Source organism: Plantactinospora sp. ZYX-F-223 (assembly GCF_039649625.1).
Classification (GTDB): Bacteria; Actinomycetota; Actinomycetes; order Mycobacteriales; family Micromonosporaceae; genus Plantactinospora.
Window position 1 is genome coordinate 34,618 of record NZ_JBDJAV010000034.1, and the last position, 21,941, is coordinate 56,558.

Annotated in this window: 16 protein-coding genes; 9 read left to right on the top strand and 7 right to left on the bottom strand. The window is 73.1% G+C overall.

All coding sequences use genetic code 11. The features are described from left to right. Positions 1 to 75: 75 nt before the first annotated feature. Positions 76 to 477: a hypothetical protein gene (locus tag AAH979_RS29595; RefSeq protein WP_346261411.1), complete on the bottom strand. Its 402-nt coding sequence runs from the start codon at positions 475 to 477 to the stop codon at positions 76 to 78. Between the two features lie 217 nt (positions 478 to 694). Here AAH979_RS29595 and AAH979_RS29600 point away from each other — a divergent pair, with 217 nt between their 5' ends. Beyond that, positions 695 to 1,081, top strand: coding sequence for a hypothetical protein (locus AAH979_RS29600; protein ID WP_346261412.1), 387 nt, complete (start codon positions 695 to 697; stop codon positions 1,079 to 1,081). Positions 1,082 to 1,217: 136 nt separating this feature from the next. Here AAH979_RS29600 and AAH979_RS29605 read toward each other — a convergent pair whose 3' ends face one another. Further along, complete coding sequence (locus AAH979_RS29605) at positions 1,218 to 2,165, bottom strand: sporulation protein (RefSeq protein WP_346261413.1); 948 nt, start codon at positions 2,163 to 2,165, stop codon at positions 1,218 to 1,220. Between the two features lie 251 nt (positions 2,166 to 2,416). Here AAH979_RS29605 and AAH979_RS29610 point away from each other — a divergent pair, with 251 nt between their 5' ends. Then, the gene (locus AAH979_RS29610; RefSeq protein WP_346261414.1) at positions 2,417 to 3,304 is read left to right on the top strand and encodes an LLM class flavin-dependent oxidoreductase; all 888 of its coding nucleotides are present in this window, start codon (positions 2,417 to 2,419) and stop codon (positions 3,302 to 3,304) included. Positions 3,305 to 3,447: 143 nt separating this feature from the next. Continuing rightward, on the top strand, positions 3,448 to 3,903 hold the full coding sequence (locus tag AAH979_RS29615) for a phage tail protein (protein ID WP_346261415.1): 456 nt from the start codon (positions 3,448 to 3,450) through the stop codon (positions 3,901 to 3,903). A gap of 70 nt (positions 3,904 to 3,973) precedes the next feature. Here the strand turns inward: AAH979_RS29615 and AAH979_RS29620 are convergent, their stop codons facing one another. Beyond that, positions 3,974 to 5,365, bottom strand: a complete 1,392-nt coding sequence (locus tag AAH979_RS29620) for a cellulase family glycosylhydrolase (RefSeq protein ID WP_346261416.1) — start codon at positions 5,363 to 5,365, stop codon at positions 3,974 to 3,976. 180 nt (positions 5,366 to 5,545) lie between these two features. Beyond that, positions 5,546 to 6,952, bottom strand: a complete 1,407-nt coding sequence (locus AAH979_RS29625; protein ID WP_346261417.1) for a M1 family metallopeptidase — start codon at positions 6,950 to 6,952, stop codon at positions 5,546 to 5,548. Between the two features lie 264 nt (positions 6,953 to 7,216). Between AAH979_RS29625 and AAH979_RS29630 the strand changes: the two genes are divergently transcribed. From AAH979_RS29630 to AAH979_RS29640, 3 genes are all read left to right on the top strand, one after another. Further along, entirely contained in the window at positions 7,217 to 8,179 is a 963-nt protein-coding gene (locus tag AAH979_RS29630; protein WP_346261418.1) for a TIGR03557 family F420-dependent LLM class oxidoreductase, read from the top strand. Between the two features lie 4 nt (positions 8,180 to 8,183). After that, on the top strand, positions 8,184 to 8,306 hold the full coding sequence (locus AAH979_RS29635; protein ID WP_346261419.1) for a hypothetical protein: 123 nt from the start codon (positions 8,184 to 8,186) through the stop codon (positions 8,304 to 8,306). A 237-nt stretch (positions 8,307 to 8,543) separates the two neighbouring features. After that, the gene (locus tag AAH979_RS29640) at positions 8,544 to 11,633 is read left to right on the top strand and encodes a BTAD domain-containing putative transcriptional regulator (protein ID WP_346261420.1); all 3,090 of its coding nucleotides are present in this window, start codon (positions 8,544 to 8,546) and stop codon (positions 11,631 to 11,633) included. A 45-nt stretch (positions 11,634 to 11,678) separates the two neighbouring features. Here AAH979_RS29640 and AAH979_RS29645 read toward each other — a convergent pair whose 3' ends face one another. Next, positions 11,679 to 15,473, bottom strand: coding sequence for a lanthionine synthetase LanC family protein (locus tag AAH979_RS29645; protein WP_346261421.1), 3,795 nt, complete (start codon positions 15,471 to 15,473; stop codon positions 11,679 to 11,681). Between the two features lie 370 nt (positions 15,474 to 15,843). Between AAH979_RS29645 and AAH979_RS29650 the strand changes: the two genes are divergently transcribed. The 3 genes from AAH979_RS29650 (at position 15,844) to AAH979_RS29660 (ending at position 19,373) form a co-directional block, all read left to right on the top strand. Next, positions 15,844 to 16,341: a hypothetical protein gene (locus AAH979_RS29650; protein ID WP_346261422.1), complete on the top strand. Its 498-nt coding sequence runs from the start codon at positions 15,844 to 15,846 to the stop codon at positions 16,339 to 16,341. A gap of 27 nt (positions 16,342 to 16,368) precedes the next feature. Further along, the gene (locus AAH979_RS29655) at positions 16,369 to 18,621 is read left to right on the top strand and encodes a sensor histidine kinase (RefSeq protein WP_346261423.1); all 2,253 of its coding nucleotides are present in this window, start codon (positions 16,369 to 16,371) and stop codon (positions 18,619 to 18,621) included. An 80-nt stretch (positions 18,622 to 18,701) separates the two neighbouring features. Then, positions 18,702 to 19,373 carry a response regulator transcription factor gene (locus AAH979_RS29660; protein ID WP_346261424.1) on the top strand — a complete coding sequence of 224 codons (672 nt, stop codon included), beginning with the start codon at positions 18,702 to 18,704 and terminating at the stop codon, positions 19,371 to 19,373. 72 nt (positions 19,374 to 19,445) lie between these two features. Here AAH979_RS29660 and AAH979_RS29665 read toward each other — a convergent pair whose 3' ends face one another. After that, positions 19,446 to 20,279 (bottom strand): endonuclease/exonuclease/phosphatase family protein, encoded by an 834-nt coding sequence (locus AAH979_RS29665; protein WP_346261425.1) that lies wholly within the window; start codon positions 20,277 to 20,279, stop codon positions 19,446 to 19,448. An 84-nt stretch (positions 20,280 to 20,363) separates the two neighbouring features. Then, on the bottom strand, positions 20,364 to 21,911 hold the full coding sequence (locus AAH979_RS29670; RefSeq protein ID WP_346261426.1) for a phosphatase PAP2 family protein: 1,548 nt from the start codon (positions 21,909 to 21,911) through the stop codon (positions 20,364 to 20,366). Positions 21,912 to 21,941: the final 30 nt, after the last annotated feature.

The following is a 21,941-nucleotide window of genomic DNA, read 5'->3' on the forward strand; positions in this document are numbered from 1 at the left end:
ACCTGGACCGCGCGGCGCGCACGCAGCGGGCCCGACCTCGCGGACCACCGGACCGCAACGGGAGGTTGAAAAGGTTCACTTGTCGGTGAAGTTGCCGATCTGCCGCGCCTGTCCGGAGGCGTCGCTGGTCGACCCGGCCGCCGACGGGTTGGTCCCGCCGGTCGTCGCGTCCCCGGTGGTGGTGGGTGCCACCTTTCCGCCCGGTCGGCGGGGTTGACGGCGTACGTTCGCCGGTCCGGCCCGCCGGTCGGTACCGGTGGTGGTGCTCACCCCCCGGTTCCGGGTCGGGCCGCCGTTGCGCAGTACGTCCGGATCCCGCGCCCGGTCCGCCGGGTCCTCGATGTCGCGTTCGTGCGCCTCGCGCCCCTCGTCGACCGGGAGGGTGACCTCCTCCATCGCGCCGGGCCCGTACCTGCCGCGCCCCATCCGGTCTTCGGTCCGCCGTGCCGACTCCCGCCGTTCGTCCTCGCCGCGCACGTCCACCACCTCGCCGAGTTGTCGTTGTCCGGGGTGTCCCCGGTGCCCGGGTCGGCAAACGCCACCGGCCGCCCCGGGGCGGCTCTGGGCCGGTAGGTGGCTGGTCAGCGGCTGTTTGTGGCAGGGCCGGTCGGGTAGCCAACGGGTGCCACCGGCGCGGCCGCGCCGTGAACCGGGGGCGGTCGGAAGAGATCTCATCGAATCCGAGGAGGAAAAGATGAGCACGCAGACCCCGTCCAGGCAGCCGATGGGCCAGCAGGTGACGGACATGCAGTCGGCACCGACCCGGGAGATGGGTGCCCAGAACATCTCCAACCAGCAGATACAGCAGACCCTGTCGGAGATGCAGCGCCGGATGGACGAGCCGGTACGGCGGCCTGGCAACGAGACCAAGCCCGCCTGGTTGAGTACCGAGTTCTACATCTATCTGGCGGCGGTCGGCTTCACCTTGCTGGCGGCGGACCTGGTCGGCACGGACGCTACCGGAACCGACCCGTTCCGGGCGCAGCAGGCCTGGTTCTTCATCACCCTGATGACCATCGCCTACCTGGGTAGCCGTGGTCTGGCGAAGCTGGGTAACGCCTGGCGACACGGTAAACGGTGACGATGCTCCGGCACGCCGCGGCGGTAGGGGCAGCCCTGCGAACGCGCGACGTAGCCGGAGTGTCCTGAGCGGTGGCAGACCTTGCCACGGGGGGTCGCGGTCCCCGCCGACACGGCGGGGACCGCGGCCTTCCCTGCTACTCGCCGAAGTCGCCGAAGTCGCCCTCGAAGGCGTCCTCCAGCATCTCGCCGGCCACCATGCCGCCGGCCAGGCCGAGCGCGGCACCGGCGACCATGCCGCCCATGCCATGCCCGCCGTGGTGCCCCTGCTTGCCGGGATGTCCGTGGTGTCCCATCCCGCCGTGCCGGCCGTAGCTCTGCACCGTCTGCGCCAGCCAGCCCTCGACCCGCTGCCGCCAGTCGACCTGGTCGACCCCGGCATGCTCGGCGGTGTATCGGCCGACGGTGTCGCGCCCCCCGCTGAACATCCCGCCGCGCTTGTCGCACTCGATGATGACGTCCACGCCGTGCTGGCTGGTGACGAAGGTCAGCTCGACCTCACGGATCGCGTGCGCGTACTGCGGGGCGGCGAAGAACTCGATCTCCTGGTAGAACGGCAGCGTCTGCTGTACGCCGTAGATGTGCCCGCGCTCCAGGTCCGCGCTCTTGAATTGGAAGCCGAGCTGGGCGAACGCCTCCAGGATCTTCTCGTGCACCGGCAGCGGGTGCACCGCGAGGGCGTCCAGGTCGCCCTTGTCCACCGCCCGGGCGACCGCCAGCTCGGTACGCAGCCCCATCGTCATACCGCGCAGCCGTTGACCGTAGACGTCGGTGATCGGGGTCTCCCAGGGCACCGGAAGCTGGAACGGGATCGCGATTTCCTGCTTGGCTTCCAGGCGCATCGCACCGCTGACCGGGAGCCGGTAGAACTCCATGGTGCCGGCGTACTCGCTGTCCCCGGCCTCCATCTCGACCCGGGTGACCAGTGCGACGGTGACCTGCTCGATGTCGGCCGCGGAATCCCCGCCGCGCAGGTTCACCTGCCCCTCGAGCACCAGGCCGGGCCGGGTGTTCGGGTTCGTCAGCACGGTGTCCACGCTCGGACCGCCGACGCCGAGGGCGCTCAACATCTTCTTGAAGACCATAGAGATACTCCTGTTTACGGCGGATAGGTGCCGCGGGTGTGTCAGCGCGCATTTTCCACGATGGATCAACACGCCACTCCGGTGACAGTATTCACCGTAGCTGTGAGGTGGCTGGGAGCGTTCGCCCGTCATCAGTTCGGGTGACCTGCCCGGACACGAATTCGACTCGCCGACGCCTGCCGTTCACGCCGATGTGCCGCCGCACCACGCGGGCGGCCGGGCGGCGGCGCGGGGACGTAAGCTCTGGGATCATGCGCGTGGGCATCGTGATCCTTCCCGACCAGCGGTGGTCCGTGGCCGAGCGCCGGTGGCGCCAGGCCGAGGAGTGGGGCTTCGACCACGCCTGGACGTACGACCACCTCGGCTGGCGTGATCTGGTCGACGGGCCGTGGTTCGACGCGATGGGCACGCTGACCTCGGCCGCGATGGTGACCTCCCGGATCCGGTTGGGCACCCTGGTCGCCTCGCCCAACTTCCGGCACCCGGTGCACTTCACCCGTCAGATCACCGCGCTGGACGACGTCTCGGACGGCCGGCTGCTGCTCGGGCTCGGCGCCGGCGGGATCGGGTTCGACTCCGCCGTACTCGGTGCGGAGACGCTCTCGGCACGGCTCCGGGTCGACCGGTTCACCGAGTTCACCGAACTGCTCGACCTGCTGCTCCGGGAGGACGGGGTGAGCTGGCGGGGCGACTACTACGCGGCGGTCGACGCGCGGAGCAATCCCGGCTGCGTCCAGCAGCCCCGGGTGCCGTTCGTCGTCGCCGCGAACGGGCCACGCTCGCTGCGGCTCGCCGCCCGGTACGGCCAGGGCTGGGTGACCACCGGCGTCCGGGACGGCGACGACCTGGCGGCGTGGTGGCGATCCGTCGCCGCCCTCGCCGGCCGGATGGACGACATCCTCGCCGCCGCCGGCCGTGATCCCGGCAGTCTGGACCGCTATCTCTCGCTGGACTCCGCGCCGGTCTTCTCACTGTCGAGTGTCGGACACTTCACCGAGGCCGTCGGCCGGGCCGCCGAGCTGGGCTTCACCGACGTCGTCACGCACTGGCCCCGCGAGTCGAGCTGGTACGCCGGGGACGAGGCGATCCTCGCCGAGGTGGCCACCGAGGTGTTGCCCCGGCTGCCCGGCCGGAGCTGACCGTCCCGGTCCGGGCGCACCGGATGCGCTGAGTAGTTGCCGACTGGACGACGCGTGATTGCGGCGTATCCTGCATCCGCCGGTGACCGCGCCAGCCCGGCCGGTCACCCGGCATCGGTGCCACCATCCGACGGGAGAGGCCGATGTCGATCATTCCGAAATCCGCACAGCCCGATGAGGCGCTGAGCGCCGCACGGTACTCGCTCCAGATTGACGGCGTCGAGATCGCGGCCTTCTCGGAGCTTTCCGGGATCAGCAGCGAGGTGCTCCCGGCCGAGCCGGAGCCGACCGGCCGGGAGGCCGGGACGAGGAGACTTCCCGGCAAGGCGAAGCCGGCGACCCTGGTCCTGAAACGCGGCAAGAACAGCTCGCTGGAATTGTGGAGCTGGCAGGCGCTGGCGATCTCCGGCGACCCCGGGGCCGCCCGGAACGGCTCCCTGGTCATGTACGCCACCGACGGCACGCCGGTGGCCCGCTACCACCTGGAGCACGCGTGGCCGTCGAAGCTGGAGATCGGCGCGGTGCGGGCGGGTGCCGGCGAGGTGCTGATGGAGACCGTGACGATCGTCTGCGAACGGCTCCAGCGCGTGTCGGTCTGAGCCGGGAATGCCCCCGCCGGGCGGTGGCCGGGTCCGCACCGCGGACCCGGCCACCGCCGGAGCCGAGCGGCTAGCTGGCGGTGCAGCTCAGCGCCGGTGCGCTGTTGGTGCCGTTCCAGGTCCCGATGAACCCGAACGCGGTACTGGCCCCGGCGGCGAGGCTGCCGTTGTGCGAGACGTTCCGCGCGGTCACTGTCGACCCGCTGCTGGTGACGGTCGCGTTCCACGACTGGTTGACCTGCTGCCCGTTGGCGAAGGTCCAGGTGACGGTCCAGCCGCTGATCGCGGCGCTGCCGGCGGTGACCCGGACGTCGCCCTGGAAGCCGCCCTGCCACTGCCCGGTGATGGCGTACGTGGCGGTGCAGCCCCGGGTACCGGCCGGCGGGGTGGTCGTCGGCGGGCGGGTGGTCGGGGTGCTCGTCGGCGGCCGGGTCGTCGGCGGGGTCGTCGGGTTGCCGCCGCTGTAGACGGTCGCCTCCCGGGCGGTCTGCCGGATCCCGTTCGCCCCGTTGAAGATCCGCTGCCCCCACGAGGTCAACTGGCTCGGGTTGAAGTTGGTCACCATGTCGAGGTATTCGACGCCGCCCCCGTTGCCGCTCCACGACCAGCCGATGTAGCCGATCCCGTTCTGCTGGGCGTACGACATGATGGTGTCCTCGTCCGGGTTGCCGTCCGAGTGGTTGTGCCCGAACTCCCCCACCACGATCGGCAGGTTGGCGCTGCGGAACCGGCCGAGGTAGTCGGTGATCTCGGCGGCGGTGTCGAAGACGCCATACATGTGGATCGAGAAGACGGTGTTGCGGTCCGGGTCGGAGTTGAAGACGCTCTGGGCGTTGTCCCGCATGATGAAGCGCCAGTCCTGACCCCACATCGGCGCGTCGACCATGATGGTGTGGTCGAAGCCGGCGTTGCGCAGCCGGGTGATCGCGTTGCGGGTGGCGGTCGGCCAGGTGGCGCTGACGCTCTCGTTGTTGCCGAACGGCTCGTTGCCGATGTTGAGGATGACGTAGTTCTCCTGGCCGGCGAGCGCGCTCTGGACGCTGATCCAGTAGCTGACCGCCTGGTCGAGGGTGATCGCCGCGCCCTCCTCGCCGTACCCGGTGGTGTCGTGCACCTCCAGTACGCAGATCAGCCGGTTGGCCTTGCACAGCGAGATGACGTTGGCGACGTCGCCGGCGCCGTTCTGGGTCCACCGGGCACCGCTACTCAGCACCACCCGTACGGTGTTCGCACCCAGGGATTTGATGTTGGCGAATGAACCGGTTTGGCTGGCGTACCAGGTGTGCGCGTGGCTGACGCCGCGCATGATGAACTCGTTGCCGCGGGCGTCGATGAGCCGGCCGCCGCTGACCGTGAAGCCGGCCGCCGCCTGTGCCGGCGGGGCCACCACGAACAGCGAGACGGCCGCGGCGGCGACGAGCGCGAGCAGCGCCGATCCGACGGCGAAGATTCGTCTTTTCATGACCTACCTCAGGGAGGGCCCCGGGACGGGGACAGAAGTGAGGGGATCGGTAACTGCAGCCCGACAGTTACCGCCCGACTCCCTGCGGCGGCACGGATCAGGGTAGGCCGATGAACCGGTTAACGCAACCGGTTAAGTAACCCTCCGCCCGGTGCCGGACGGAGGGGTCGGCACAGCCGGTCACCAGGCGGTGGGCTTGCCCGGGGTGTAGAGCCAGGTCTGGAAGAAGGCGTCGAGCTGCCGCCCGCTCACCTTCTCGGCGAGCCGGACGAGATCGGCGGTGGTCGCCGTGTCGTCGCGGTTCGCCGCGTACCAGGTGCGGAGCAGGGTGAAGAAGGCCCGATCGCCGATCTTCGTACGCAGCGCGTGCAGCGTCATCGCGCCCTTGGTGTAGACCGAGCCGGCGAAGAGGTTCGTGGCGCCCGGATCACCGGGCGGCGGGTTCCAGAAGCTCGCCGTCTCCGGCCGGGCGTAGTTGGTGTCGAACCGGGCCTGCGCGGTACGCCCGCCGGTGTGCTCCTCCCAGAGCCACTCGGCGTAGCTGGCGAACCCCTCGTTCAGCCAGATCTCCTGCCAGCGGGCCGGGCTGACGCTGTTGCCGTACCACTGGTGGGCCAGTTCGTGCGCCACCGTACCCTCGCCGGGCGGTCCGGAGTAGATCGGCCGGGTCTGCGTCTCCAGTGCGTACCCGGCATCCTCATCGTCGTCGACGATCGCCCCATAGGACGTGAACGGGTACCGGCCGAACAGGCCGGAAAAGTACTCGATCATCTCCCTGGTCCGGACCAGCCCGTCGGCGGCGTCCGGGCCGAGGTCCCGGTCGACCGCGTCGATGATCGGCAGTCCACCCGGGCCGGTGCTGCGGCGCAGGTCGTAGTCGCCGATCGAGGCGGTGGAGAGGTAGCTGGCCATCGGGTCGCGGGCCCGCCAGACGAAGGTCGTCCAGCCGTTCCTGGTCCGCTGCCCGACAAGTTCGCCGTTGGCGACCGCGGTCTTGCCGGCCGGTACGGTGATCCGGAAGTCGTAGCTGGCCTTGTCGGTCGGGTGGTCGTTGACCGGATACCAGGTCGGGGCGCCGTCGGGCTCGTTCGCCACAAAGGAGCCGTCCGGGGTGGAGACCCAGCCGTAGAGCGCGCCCTCGATGTCGGTCGGCCGGCCGGTGGTGCCGTCGTACCGGACCCGCACGGTGAACCGCTCGCCCCGGGACAGGCCGTACTTCGGCGAGATCCGCAGCTCCTGGCCGTCCCGGTCGTACCGGGCCGACCGGCCGTCGACGGTCACCGAACGCACCTCGAAGCCACGCAGGTCCAGGTTGAACCGGGAGAGCCGCTCGATGGCCCGGGCGCTGATCGTGGCGATCCCGGCGAAAGCCCGGCTGGTCGGCTCGTAGCGGATCTCGAGTCCGTAGTGGAGGACGTCGTACCCGCCGTTGCCGGCGCTCGGGAAGTAGCCGTCGCCGGCACCCGGAGCGCCCGGCGTCCCGGCGCCGCCGTGACCGCGCCCGGTGGCCGACGCGGGGGTGGCACCGAGCGAGAGCGTGACGGTCGCCGCCACCAGCACGGCACCGACCCGTCGAGAGATCACCATGGTCGGACACGTTAATACGGGCGTTGACCCCGCGGAAGGACCGAACGGACGGGCGGCGCCCGGGCGGTGCGGTGACCGACCGCCACGGGCGCCGTCATCCCCACCACAAGGATGATGCACCGGCAATTCTTAACCGGTTAAGGGAACTTACCTCCGCGCGTGACAGATAGTCAAGGACGTCACTGCCCCTTCGTCCTGGACGACGGGGGTTTACCGGCGCCAGGCGGGGTAGACAACCAGAATCGGACGACGGAGGAGGCCGGCATGGTCGGGGTGGGCTACACGCTGATGTGTGAACAGACCGGACCGAAGGAACTCGTCGACCAGGCGGTCCGGGCGGAACAGGCCGGCTTCGACTACCTGGTCATCTCCGACCACTACTATCCCTGGCTCGCCTCGCAGGGCCACTCCCCCTACGCCTGGGCGGTGCTCGGCGCGGTCGCGCATGCCACCTCCCGGGTCAGGCTGATGACCTACATCACCTGCCCGATCCGGCGCTACCACCCGGCGGTGGTCGCGCAGAAGGCGGCGACGATCGGGGTGATGTCGGACGGCCGGTTCACCCTCTCGCTCGGCGCCGGGGAGAACCTCAACGAGCACGTGGCGGGCGCCTGGCCGTACGTGCACCAGCGGCACGAGATGCTGGAGGAGGCGTTGCAGATCATCCGGCCGCTGCTCGACGGCGACAACCTCTCCTATTCCGGCAACCACTTCGAGGTGCCCGAGGCGTACCTCTGGGACCGGCCCGCCAATCCCATCCCGATCGCCCTCGCGGCCTCCGGGCCGCACTCGGTCGAACTGGCAGCCGAGTACGCCGACGCGCTGGTCTGCGACAACCCGGACGCGGCCGTGGTCAGGATGTACGACGAGCGCGGCGGCGCCGGCAAACCCCGTTACGGGCAGGCGGCGGTCTGCTACGGGCCGGACGCCGACGACTGCCGCAAGACGGTGCACGACCAGTGGCGGTGGGCCGCCCTGAACTGGACGGTCAAGGCCGAGCTGCCCGGGCCGGAGTCCTTCGTCAGCGCCAGCGAGGCCATCCGCCCCGAGGACATCGCGGAACTCGTACCCTGCGGACCGGAGCTGGACTCGCACGTCGAGGCGTTCCGGAAGTACGTCGACGCCGGTTTCACCGACGTTTCGTTCGTGCAGGTCGGCGTCGACAGCCAGCCGATGTTCCTGGACTGGGCCGAGCGCGAGCTGCTGCCCCGGCTCCGGGAGCTCTGATCGGATGCGATTCGGCCGCGTCGAGGTCCGCCCGCTCGGCGGTGGACTGGGCTGCCTGCTGATGATCCTGATCTCCGTACTCGGCTCGATCGCGCTGACCGTACTGGTCAATCTGATCCTCAACTGAACCTCGCCACCTCCCTCTCGCGGTCCGTCGTCCCGGAGGTGAGCGGCGGGCGGACCCGCCGCGCTGGCCAGGTTGCGGGGTTCACCCGTCGGCCGGCGGCCCGGGCATGGCCCGGCGTGTCGGGCGATCCTCCCGAGCCGTCGGGTCAGCTGTCCCTGGTTCGGCCCCGGGCATTGCACAAGGCTCGGCCCCAGGCAGCCGTACGGCTGTCGCGCGGCGACGCGGCGGAGACAAAGTATGCGGTTCAGAATCCTGGGTCCCCTGTCGGTCGAGGTTGCCGGTGCTCCACTCCGGATCCGGAGCGCCCGGGTCTCGACCCTGCTCGCGACACTGCTGCTGGAGGCCAACCGGACGGTGCCGACCGAGCGGCTGGTCGAGGCGGTGTGGGGCTGGCACGCGCCGCCGACGGCCCGCGCCCAACTGCGCATCGTGGTGTCCCAACTGCGCCGGCTGCTCGCCCGGGCAGGTGTGGAGCGACCGGTGGTGTTCACCGAGACCGCCGGCTACCGCCTCGCCGCGACGAGCCACGAGGTCGACGCGCTGCTGTTCGAGCAGCACGTCGCCGAGGCGGAGCGGGCGGCCTCGACCGGCCGGCCCGCCGAGGCCGTCGGGTGGTTCAGGTCCGCGCTGGACCTGTGGCGTGGGCCCGCGCTGGCCGGCGTGCCCGGCCACCTGGTCGGGACGGCGGGCACCCTGCTCGCCGAGCGGCGGGCCGCGGTCCGGGCCCGCTGCATCGAACTCGAACTCGCCCTCGGCCGGCATGCCGACCTGGTCACCGAGCTGGTCGGGCTGGCCGCCACCGATCCGTTCAACGAGCGCTTCCGGGAGAATCTGGTGCTCGCGCTCTACCGCTCCGGCCGGGTGACCGAGGCGCTGGCGGCCTACCAGGAATTCCGGCAGCGGCTCGCCGACGAGGTCGGCATCGAGCCCTGCCCGCGGCTGGCGGCGCTGCACCGCCGGATCCTCAACCGCGATCCCGCGCTCGACCTCCCGGCCACGGCCCCCGACGCGTCCACCCGGGCGGTGTCGCAGGCCGGCCCGAGCAGCGAGCCGGCGCCGGCAACGGTGCCGGTCGGTGCGCAGGCGGCCCCGGGAGATCCGCCAGCTACCGTCGTCGACCCGGTCGGCGCCGAGCCGAACCGGCCGGGCCGGCGACCGGGCGGGCCACCGGCCCGGCGTCGGCTGGCCGGACGACCGAACCGCCGGCCGGGCGGGATGCCTGGTCGACGGCCTGGCGGGCAACCGGGTGGCCCGGCCCGTCGTCGGCCCAGCGGCCGGGACGGTACGACCGGCCAGCCCGCCGGCTGCACCGGCGACACATCCGGCCCGCCCGGTATCCTCCCACCCCGGCCCGTACCACCCGTGGCCGCCGCAATCGTCGCCGCCACCCGCCCCGGCACCGCGCCGCCGATCCCCGGGTCATCCGTCACCGGGACGTACCCGCGCGGTGCGGCGGCGGTCGGCCAGCCGGACGGGGAGCTGCCGGCCACACCATGGCAACTGCCGCCCGCGGTGGCCGACTTCGTCGGGCGCGAGGCGGAGCTGACCCGGATCCGACGCGCCCTCGGTGACGGCACCGGCCGGACCGGACCGGCCGTGGTGGTCCTCTCCGGCCTGCCCGGCATCGGCAAGACGGCACTGGCGGTCCGGGCCGGCTGGGACGTCGGCCCCGCTCACCCGGACGGCTGCCTGTACGCCGAACTCGTCGACGACCAGGGCATACCGGTGGACCTGTACGAGGTGCTCGGCGCGTTCCTGCGCGCGCTGGGCGTACCCGAGGGCTCGGTTCCGGTCGGGCGTACCGAGCGGCGTGACCGCTACCGGTCGGTGGTGGCGCGACGGCGGATCCTGGTGCTGCTCGACGGTGCCGTCGACGAGGCCCAGGTACGCCCGCTGCTGCCCACCGGGCCGGCCTCGGCGACGCTGGTCACCGCCCGGCGCCCGCTGGCCGGGCTGGACGGCGCCCACCCGGTCGCCCTCGACGCGCTGCCGGTCGAGCCGGCGGTCCGGCTGCTCACCGGCATGCTGCCGGAACGGCTGGCCGGCGAGCTACCGGCCGCGCACCGGCTGGTCCACCTCTGTGACCGGCTGCCGTCGGCGATCCGGATCACCGGAAGCCGACTCGCGGTCCGGGCCGACCGGTCGCTGGCCCAGGCCGTCGAACGGCTCGCCGACGGTACGCGCCGGCTCGACCGGCTCGCTGACGGCGACCGGGACGTACGGCAAGGGCTGGCCGGGGCGTACCAGCGGCTGGCGGCGTACCCGGCGACCCTGCTCCGGCGCCTCGGCACACTTCCGGTGGCGGAGTTCCCCGGCTGGCTCGCCGTCCCGCTGCTGGACACCGATCGGAGCACGGCCGAGCAGGCTCTCGCCGACCTGACCGACGCCGGGCTGGTACATCCCGTACCGGACCGCCGCACCGGGCTGCCCCGCTACCGGATGCCCGAACTGGTCCGGCTGTACGCCGGGGAGCGGGTCGGCCTCGACGATCCACCGCCGACCCGGGCGACGGCGCACCGCCGGGCGTACTGGTGCCTGCTGGACCTGGCGCTGCGCGCCGACCGACAGGTGCCCGACCAGGTCTTCCCGGCCGGCGCGCTCGGCCTGCCGGAGGGCTTCGGCCCGGACGACGAACTTCTGCGTGCCGTCGACGCCGACCCGCTCGGCTGGCTCGGCGCCGAACGGCACCTGGTGGTCGGCGGGGCCGAGCACGCCACCGCACTCGGCGACACCGAGCTGGCCTGGCGGCTCGCCGTGGCACCGACCAACTTCCTGCACCAGCGCGGGCTCACCGAGCTGTGGCAGCGCGCCGTCGAGCACGGGCGCGCCGCGCTGCGCGGTCGCGGTGCTGCCGACCGCGCGCAGGCCCTGCTGTCGCTCGGCACCGCCCTGCTGCTGCTCTCCCGGGCCGAATCCGCCGCGGCCTGGACGGCGGCCCGGACCGCCCGGCGGCTCTTCGACGAGCTGGGTGATCCGGACCGGGCGGCCGCCTGTGCGACCGTCCAGTGGCTGGCCGGGCAGCGCCCCGGTCCGGCGGCGCACCCGGCCGGCGAGCGCGAGCGCGTCGGGGTCCGGTACGGCACCGACGAGCCGGCTCCGCTCCGGAGGACGGGAACGCTGCGCGGGGTGATCCGACGGATCGGGGTCGCACCCCGGGCGATCCCGATCCTCTGCCCCGCCGACCAGCCCGAGCCGCCGCCACGCCGGCCGGCCGGTGGCCTTCCGGCACCGCGCCGGGCGTCAGCCCAGCGACCGCCAGAAGTCGTAGTGGTGTTCCCGGGCCAGGTGGTCCGTCCGCCGGATCCCGCCCTGTCCCGGGGCGAGTGACCGGACACACCTCGACCGGTCGTCTGACCGCCAAGGCTCCGGCGGTCACCGCTGAGGCCATCGGGAACACCGGCAGGCGGGGCCGCCGGCACAGGGCGCGACGGGTCGACCTGCTCGGGTCCGCGAGGCTCCGATCCCGGCTATTGCGGCCGGGGTGACGACGGGCCGGTCCGTCCGGTGGTACCCCGACTGCACGGACGGGTCAGGGTGGAACAGCCGCGAACCGCCGAGGCGGAGCCGGAGCAGGAAGGCGAGTCGGCCGGCCGGATCGGGATCGGTGCAACCCGGCCGCTCCGGCCGACCGGCCTCCCCGGCCGGGCCGGCGCCGGTCGCCCACCACCTCGCGGCGAGGGTCTCGGCCCAGCCGGCGTACCGGGCGTCGCCGGTGGCCCGGGCCAGGTCGAGCAGGAACTCCCCGTCACCGGCCGGCCCCGACGAGCCGACCCCGGGCACGAGCACACCGCCCCCGGCCGGGTACGCGCCGATCCCGCCGCCACGATGCCGGGTCCATCGGCTCGTGACGACCACCCGGGCAGCGGCCACCGCCGCGTCCCGGTGACGGGCATCGCCGGTGTGGAGGTACGTGCGGCACAGGAAGGAGCCGATCCCGGCCGGGTCGTCGGGGCAGCCCGGCCACTCGGGCCAGGTGCCGACGGACGGGCTCGACCAGCGCACCGTCCCGCCGACAGACTCGGCGGCATCCAGCAGGGTCTCCGCGCAGCGGATCGCGGCGGCGGTCAGGTCCCGCCGACCGAGCAACTCTCCGGTGGCGAGCAGGAACGCGCCGATTCCGGCGGTGCCGTGCTCGAGGCCGTACGACCGCAGTCCGGCGCGTACCGAGTCGAAGGACGGGTCGACCGTCCACACCATCGCGCCGCCCGGCTCGGCGGCGTCGAGCAGGTGCCCGGCAACCGCCGTGATCCGGTCCCGCAGCGCGGGCAGATAGGTGTGCCGCCAGAGGTGTAGCAGGCCGGTGCCGAGCCCGGCGAGACCGTACCCGAGCCCCGGCTCCGGCCAGCGCACCGGCAACCGGAGCGCCAGCTCCACGGCCCGGTCCACCAGGTACGGCCGGCCGAGCAGCCGCCCGGCGTCACAGAGCGCCCAGACGGCCGCGGCGGATCCGGCGGAGAGTCCGGGCAGCCGGTGCGGTTCGCCGTCGAGCGAGTGCAGCAGCCGGTCCAGCAGGAGGTCCAGCACCGGTGCCGCGCCGGCCGGTCGAGCGGATTCGCCGGCCGCCTGCCCGTCGGCAACCAGCCGGGCCAGCGCCGCGACCGACCGGGCGAGGCCGGCCCTTCCCTGGTTCGGGGCGAGCTGCCGGTCGGACCCGGGACCCGCCCGGCTCGGCCCCGGCCTCCAGCCGGGCCAGCCGACACCAGCCAGCCGGGCATGCGGGGTCGACCGGGCGCCCGGCCGGACCCCGAAGTCGAGACCGGACAGTGGATCCGGTGCCGGGTGTAGTCGGAGGACGCTCTCCTCGACCAGGCCCCACCAGGCCGGCTCCGGCAGCGTGGCCACCGCCTCCGGCAGCAACTCCCCGGGAGGGGTCAGGGCCTCCGCACCGAGACCAGTGCCGCCCCCAGCACCGGTGCCGATCTCAGAATCGGTGCCGGTCCCGAGGTCGGGACCGGTCCTCGGGCCGAGCCGGGGGCCGGTCCCGGTGTCGGGTCCGGCTCCTGGGCCGGAGCCGAGGCCGGAACTGGGACCGGCGCTGTGCTGGGACCTGGGGCTGGATCCGGCGCCCGAGCTGGCGGGCCCGTCCGGTCGGCGGGCGGCGGTCCCCGCTGCGGTGCCCCGCCGTCCACCGCACTCGTCGGACGCCTCGGCGCAGAGCCCGACCACCTCGTCCAGCCCGATCCGCTCGGCGGGCTCCGTGCGCAGCAGGCCGGTGGTGATCCGGCGCAACGGTACCGGAACCGGTGGCCCGTCGAAGGACGGCTCCAGCAGCGCCGCCACCCACTCCTCCACCGACCGCACCGGCGGCCCGGCGGACCCGGCGGGCGAGCGGGCGCCTGTCACGTCGGCGCCCGCCACGTCGTACCCGGCGGTGCCGGTCGCGACGAGCCCGACGCCTGCCACGTCGATGCCGGCCGGGGAGACCCGCCCGGCCAGCCACAGCGCCAGCACGCCGAGGCTGAACAGGTCGGCCGCCGGGTCCGGTGCAGCGTCCCGCCACTGCTCCGGCGCGACGAACCCGGCCGCGCCGGAGTACCGCAGGTCGAGGTACGACCAGTCGTCCGCTCCCCCGGTGCGTAACGCGGCCAATTCCAGGTCGACCAGCCGGAGTTCCCCGTCCGGCAACAGCAGCACGTTCTCCGGCGCCAGGTCCCGGAGCACCACCCCGACCGGGTGCACCGCCCCGACCAGCCGGGCCAGCCGACCGAGCAGGTGCGGCCAGGCGCGCCGGTCCGGACCGACCACTGGAAGGTCCGGCACGTCGGCACTCAGTGGCCGCCCCGGCAGCAGTTCCTCGACGAGGAACCGGTGATTACCCTGCACGAACTCGCGCAGTGGCCGGGGCGTCACGCCGAGCGGGAGCAGGTGTCGCAACACCCGCGCCTCGTGCCCGAGCAGGTCCCGGACGTCCCGGTCGTACGCGTCGGTGCCGACGTACGGCCGGGCCTCCTTGATCAGGACCGTGGCACCGGTACGCAGGTCCCGGGCCCGGTAGACGCCGCCCTTGTTCGCCTGCCGGATCGCCCCGGTGACCGCGTACCTGCCGCCGATCAGCACCTCGGCCGGTCCGGTCGGGTCGACGGGCCCCCACGTCCCCGTCGACCCGACCGCCCCCGTTGACCCGGCCGCCCCCGCCGGCCCGACCGGGTCCCCCGACCCGGCAGGTCCCCCCGGCCGCGCGGCTCCCCCGGACCGCGCGGATCCCCCCGGCCGCACAGGTCCCCTCCACCGCGCGGATTCCCCCGACCGCCCAGGTCCCCCCGACCCGGCCGGGCCCTCCGCCTCGGTCGAGCCCCCCGACCGAGCCGGTACCCCGGGCCCGGCCGGGCCCCCCGGTCCGCCCCCCACGGACCCGGCCGTCCCCGCCGAGCCGATGACCGGATCGGCGGTAGACGTCCCCAAGACCTGCATCGACGCGACCGACCAGCCCGGCCCGGTCGGGCCGGTCGGCCACACCGGCGACCCGGGCAGCGCCGGGGCCGGTCGTTCCGGCGACGAGTCGAACGGCAGCTCGACCCAGGCCGGTGGCCGGAAGACCGGCTCGCACCGGTCCTCGACCAGGTTGCCGTCCGGGTCGACCAGACAGCGGCGGTACCAGCCGTCGTTGTCCAGCACGCCGACCCCGCCGAAGGCGCCGTACCGGTAGTGCACCACCCCGCCCGACCGGTACGGCCGGTCGGAGAGGACCGCCGGCCCCACGTAGCCGACCGTCGCCTCGTCCAGACGTTTCGCCAGTTCCCGGAAGAGCTCGTCGGTCGCCGGGTGGACGGTGAGGAACTTTCCGGCTCCGGCCCGTGGCGCCCGGGGACCGTTGAGTTCGGCAAGCCCCGCCGCGGTGCCGACGAAGCCGAACGCGGTACCGGTCTCGACCAGCACCGGCATGCAGGCGGCGAGCACCTCCGGCGCGTTCGACGGCGTCGCCGAGACGTGCAGCTTCCAGCCCTGCAACCGGTTGGCCGGCAGCGCCGGAGCGACCAGGGTCCGCCCGGCCCGATGCTGCACGGTCCAGCCGGCGAGGCTGATCCGGTCCAGCAGTTCGACGACGAGGTCGGCCGGCTCACGCCGCCCGGACCACCCCGCGGGGCGGGCCGGAACCCGGGTCCGCCCGCGCACCGGCATGGCGAGGCCGGAACTCCGGCTCGCGGTTGCCGACGACTCGGGCGTCATAGGTCTCCCCAGCTAGCGATTGGCGAAGCGCCGGCCGTGGTGAGTGGCGGCTGGCACCGCCGACGAGAGTGCCGGTCCGGCGTATCGTCCGGGCATCGACCCGATATCGGGTACGCCAGGCCGGGCCGGGAGCCTCGCTCCGGGTCGGGTAGCCGTCGAAGATCCGGTCGGGTACCGGACCGTACGGAGACACGCCGGATTTTCCCGAGTGGACTGGGACACCGGTCCCGGGCCCGCGGGACGTCGGACGGGACATGATGCTCAGCCGACGGACCTTACGCGCCCCGTTGGACACCGGGCCTAGGCTGCCGGAGGAAACCGTCGCCCACCAGCGCCTACACCGTCGAGGTTGGATTACGAGGGGAGTGTCATGACCGCTAAGCCGATTCGCCCGGTTCGCCCTACGGAGATCGAACCGATCGTCATCGCCAGCGACAACAGCTTCGCGCACGCCTACGGCAGCGTCGCGGAGATGCTGAGCGAGAAGGACATCGGCGCCAAGGCCCAGGGCGGCCTGGAGTTCTTCGACAAGGCGGGCCGTCGACTCGCGCCGGTGCTCAGCCACTCCTGGGAGTTGGAGGGCCTGGTGCCGACGCTGGAGGATCCCGACCCGGAGCTGATCCAGGGCCGGTTGCAGGCCGTCGTCCAGCACGTCGGGGACTACATCCGCCGGCACCCGGAGCTGGTCGCGGATTCCGGGCTGACCGTGGACGAGGCGATCGACGCCCTGCCGCAGCTCGGCGGCGGCACGCTGGCTGAAGATGCCGCGCACTTCCCGGGCGGCGACTCCCCGTCGGGGGGCATGCGGCTGATGGATCGTGGCGGATGGTTCCACAACTCGCTGCACGCCGCCGGCTGGACACACTGAGAACTTGATCGGACAGGGGTAGCAGGGGTGACGTCCACCGAGGACACCAGGCGATGGCCCACAGGCAGGGTCTTCGCACTGGTCGGGGCAGCCATCGTCGTCGCGCTCGTGGTGGCCGGGCAGTACGCCAGCGCCCGTGGCATCTGGGTCGAACAGACCGGTGAGATCGCGGTGATCGCAGTCGCGTTCACCGCGATGGGCGTGCTGGTCCTGATCGGGATACCCGGGCATCTCGTGGGCCGGCTCATGCTCGCCGCCGGGGGGGCGGCGAGCGTGGCCGTGCTCGCGGAGAGTTGGGGAACCTGGCTGCCGCTGGCCTGGCTGAGCCAGTGGGCGTGGTGGATCCCGTACGGGCTGATCTTCCTCACCCTGCTGGTCTTTCCGGACGGGCGGCTGCCCTCGCAGCGGTGGCGCCCGGTCGCCGTGGTGATCATAACCGGGACGGTCGTCGCCGCCCTCGCCTACGCGACCGCCGCCCTGGACGATCCCTACAGCCTGGTCAGCGACCCGGAGCCGGCGCCGACGCAGCGGGCCCGGACGCTCGTACTGGTCGCCCTGCTCGCCATCGGGGTGACAATCCTCGGGCTGATCGCGGTACTGGTCTCGCTGGTGCTGCGCTGGCGGCGGGCCGACGGTGAGATCCGGGCCCAGCTCGCCTGCCTGCTGGCGTCGGCGATCCTGCTGCTGCTCGGGCTCGTACTGGAGGCCATCAACCTGCCCGGAGCCTGGGTGATCATGGTGGTGGCGCTACCGATCGGGCTGGCCGTCGCGGTGCTGCGATACCGGTTGTACGGCCTCGACCAGGTCATCAACCGGACCATCGTCTGGCTGGTGATGAGCCTGCTGGTGATCGCCGCGTTCGTCGGGCTGATCACCCTGCTCCGTGACCTGCTGATGGCGGGCAGCACCTCGAACGCCTCCCTGGTCGCGACCGGCTTGATCGCGGTCGCCTTCGAACCGGCCCGGGGCCGGGTGCAGCGGGGGGTCAACCGGCTGCTCTACGGCGACCGGGACGATCCCTACCAGGTGATGGCGCGGCTCGGCGACCTGCTCGGCCGTACCGTCGAACCGGGCGCGGTGTTGCCCCTGCTGACCGACACCATCGCGCGGTCGCTGCGGGTGCCGCACGTCGCGGTCGAGGTCGAGGGGCGGGAGGGGCCTCGCGTCCTCGCCGCGCACGGCACCGCGAACACTCCGGTCGAGTCGTTCGAGATGGTGACCCGGGGGGAACGGGTCGGCCGGCTGCTCGTCGCGAACCGGAGTGCGGCGAGCCGGTTCACCCCGGTCGAACGGCGGCTGCTGGGCGACCTGGCGGTGCACGCGGCGGTGGCGGCCGAGGCCGTCCGGCTCATCCACGACCTCCAGGAGTCCCGGGAACGGCTGATCACCGCTCGTGAGGAGGAGCGCCGTCGACTCCGCCGCGACCTGCACGACGGGCTCGGCCCGACCCTGGCCGGGATGGCCATGCAGGTCCGGGCGGCGCACAAGCTCGTGGCCGGGCAGCCCCGCACCGGTCGGATCCTCGACGCGCTCACGGCAGATCTGCAGACCTGCACCGCCGAGGTACGTCAACTCGTCGACCAGCTCCGGCCGCCGGCGCTGGACCGGGGGCTTGCCGCCGCGTTGCGCAACGAGTGCGCCCGGTTCGACAGCCCGGCTCTCTCGGTCCGGTTGCAGGTCGAGGGAAACCTCCAGGGGCTGCCGGCGGCGATCGAGGTGGCCGCGTACCGGATCGTCGCGGAGGCGCTGAACAACGTGACCCGGCACTCCCAGGCCAGCACCTGCTGGGTGAACGTGCACCGGGACCGGGCGCTGACGGTGGAGATCGTGGACGACGGGGTGGGCCTCGGGCCACGCCGACCCGGCGGGGTCGGCCTCGACTCGATGCGGGAACGGGCCACCGAACTCGGCGGCGACTTCGACATCACCCCGGCGAGTCCACATGGTACGTCCATCCGGGTGCGTCTGCCGTTCCAGCCTGCCGTACCCGACCAGGCGACCGGTACGGCCGCGCAGGACGGCCCAGCCACTCTCGGCCGAGCGGCCACCGGCGCACCGGCCGGAGATGCCTCCGCCGCCGGCCGTACGGGCGGCGACACCGGAACCGATCCGGGCTCCGGTGACCCGGACGGCCGCTGGGGGGCCGCCCACCGATCCGTTGACGTCGGCCCGGAGTCGGAGGTGCCACAGCCACGGAGCGGTGCGGCACAGCCCGCCGCCACAGCCCCGCCGGCCGCCGGTAGCCAGAGTCCGGACAGCGACGCGGGCCGGATCGGCTAGCCCGCTACGCTGAACCCGCGATGCGCAGCCCGGCTCCGCGGTGCCTTTCTGCCGGCCGGTGGCAGCGCACAGGACGCGATGTGCGGGCAGAGGCGGCGACGAGCATGGTGCACGGTGGACGGATCCTCATCGTCGACGACCACCCGGTGGTGCGCCGAGGGCTGCGCACCATGCTCGAGGGCGAGTCGTGGGTGAGCGAGGTATTCGAGGCGGCGACCACCGCCGAGGCGATCAGCACTGCGGTCACCGAGCGGGTGGAGGTGATCGCGATGGACGTGACGCTGCCGGACGGTGACGGCGTCGACGCCACCGCGCGGATCATCCAGTCCCGCCCGGAGACCAAGGTGCTGATGCTGACCATGGCCAACGACGAGGAGATCGTGGCCCGGGCGCTGCGGGCCGGTGCCCGGGGGTACGTGCTCAAGGACACCGATCCGGACGCCGTCATCGACGCGCTGCGTACGGTCGCCCAGGGCGGTGTCGTGCTCGGCCCGGGCATCGGGCCGTCCGTGCTCACCACGCTCAATCGGGGGCCGGTCGAGCTGCCCGCCCCGTTCAACCAGCTCACCGCCAGGGAGCGGGACATCCTCGGCCGGCTCGCCTTCGGCGACACCAACGCCAAGATCGCGCGACACTTCGGGCTCAGCGAGAAGACCGTACGCAACCAGCTCTCCGCGATCTTCGCGAAGCTGGGTGTCGCGGACCGGGTGCAGGCGGCCCTGCTCGCCCGCGACGTCGGGCTCGGTGCCTGACTCTGCGTCGTCGTCCCGGTGCATCGGGCCCGGTGCCGGAGCCGTCCCGGTGCCTTGGTGTCGTCCCGGTGCTCAGCGGAGCCGCAGGTCGACGTCGACGACCAGCGGATAGTGGTCCGACGCGGACTCCGCCGCCCCACCGGTGACCACCCGGGGCGGCTGGGCCCACCGGGCCAGCGGCGGCGTGCCGAGCAGATAGTCGAGTCGCATCTCGGTGAACTCCACCCCACCACCGGCGCTGGTCGGTACGGTGCGCGGCGGCTCCGCCCGGTCCGCCGACGGGTCGGCCCCCTCCGGCTGGAACAGGTCCACGAAACCCGACCGGTACAGCGCGGCGACCGCCCGGGTGTCCACGGTCACCCCATCCGGCATCAGGTGCCGCCCCCGGTACTCCGGCGGCAGCCTGCCGATCCGCTCCTCGTGCCGGCCGCCCGGATCGAGCGTGTTCAGGTCACCCATCAGCAGCACCAGCCGGTCCGGTAACGGCCTCCGGTCCGACCCGCCCCGGCCGGCCGCGCCGACCAGCCAGCCGGCCTCACGCAGCCGGCGCCGCCCGGAGTACGGATGCAGGTGCGTGCTGAGCACGGTCAGCGGGCCCCGGTCGGTGTCCAGCACGACCCGCTGCGCCCCGTGGTGGAACGGCCGGCGGACCGGCGCCACCAGCACCGCCTCGACCGGTCGCCGGACGAGTACCGCCACCGGTTGCCCGAACCATCCCCCGACCAGGTACGCCCGCATTCCGAGCCGCCGGGCCATCGTGTCGAGCCGGTCGCGGTCCCGGCGCAGGCCCCGGAGTTCCTGCAGCGCCAGCACGTCCGGCCGCTGCTCGGTGACGACCTGGAGCACCCGGTCCAGCCGGCTCGGGTCGGCACCGTCGCGCCCGCCGTTCTTGATGTTGTACGTCATCGCCCGCACCCGGCATCCACCCCCGTCCCCGCCCGCCAGACGTCTGCGACCTCAGGCCAGCCAGCCTGCCGGACGTCCGCAACCTCAGTCCGGCCGGGCCGCCCGGGCCAGTTCGTCGTCGAGACTCGACAGTTCGGCCGGGGCGCTCCGCGCGGTCTCCGTCGGCCGCGCCGAGTACGGCGGCTCCGCGTCGGCACCGCCGCCGCCCCGCCGGCCGCCCCCGGAGAGTTCCTCGTTGGGGCGTACCACCAGCCAGAGCAGGCCGATCCAGAGCGTGGTGAGCAGCATGGCCCCGACGAAGTCGCTCGGATGGTGCATCCCCCGGTACATCCGGGAGCCGGCCACCAGCAACGGCATCACGACCGCGGCCAGCACGGTCAGCCAGCGCCACCACCGGTCGGTGCGCGGCATCACCAGCAGGGCGATCGCCACCCACAGGCACATCGTCGCCGCGATGTGCCCGGACGGGAAGGACGCGGTCGGCAGGTGCCCGTCCAGGTGCTCGACCTGCGGGCGGGGCCGGCTCACCGCGCGGGCCGACGCGAGAAAGAGGGTCAGCTCGCCGAACATGGTCAGCGCGAGGAAGAGCACCGGCCGCCAGCGCCGCCAGAAGGCCAGCGCCAGCGGGCAGAAGACCAGCGAGACCAGCAGGATGGCGTGGGTGTCGCCGGCCTTGCTCGCCAGATAGCTGAGGTCGTTGAGCGTGCCGGTCCGGTGCGCGGCGAACCACTGCGGCACCTCGCGGTCGAGCTTCTCGACGAAGGTGCCCTCGACGTAGTAGCTGACCAGCATGCCGAAGGCGTACAGCAGGCCGAAGACCAGTACCCAGCCGGTGAGCACCTCGGCGACGGCCGCCCGGGGATGCGGCAGCAGGTGCTCCTCGGCCGGTGCCGGCGTGATCTCCCGGCCCGCCTCCGGCTCCAGCCCCTCGGCCAGCGGCCGGACCGGGCGGCCCCGCTCGCGGCGCCACAACCGGAAGGCGTACGCGGTGACGCCCAGCCAGGCGAGGCCGAGCAGCCAGCCGGCGAGGACGTCGGAGACGTAGTGCACGCCGAGCGCGACCCGGGTCACCCCGACCGCCGCCACCACCGCGATCACGACCCCGGTCGCCAGCCGGCGCCACCCGGGCCGCATCGCCGGCAAGAAGACCAGCAGCAGGGCGCCGTAGGCGACCATCGACCCGAGGGCATGCCCGCTCGGGAAGCTGTTGCCCGGCGCCGAGGCCACCGGGATGTCGACCACCGGGCGGAGCCGGCCCACCAGCTCCTTCAGCGACGGGTCGAGCATCAGCGCGCCGAGACCGGTGACGATCAGATAGACGGCGAGCCGGCCCTGCCGGCGGATCAGCAGGCCCACCACCGCGATGGTGACCAGCCAGAGCATGATCGGCCGGCCGCCCAGCGAGGTGACCGCCCGGAGCACGGTGACCAGGCCGTCGTTGGCCGAGACCACCCCGTTGAACCAGGCCGCCGTCTCGTGGTCGGCCCGGTGCAGCGGGTCCCAGTGGAACCGGACCAGCAGCAACAGCACGCCGAACCCGACGCCGGTGCCGGCGACCAGGGCGAAGCCGAGCAGGCTACGTTCGGCGAAATGCCCGAGCGGTCGCCGCAACACCTCGCTGACCGTGGCCACGCCAGAGCTCCCTTCTCGTCTCTGGCCTGC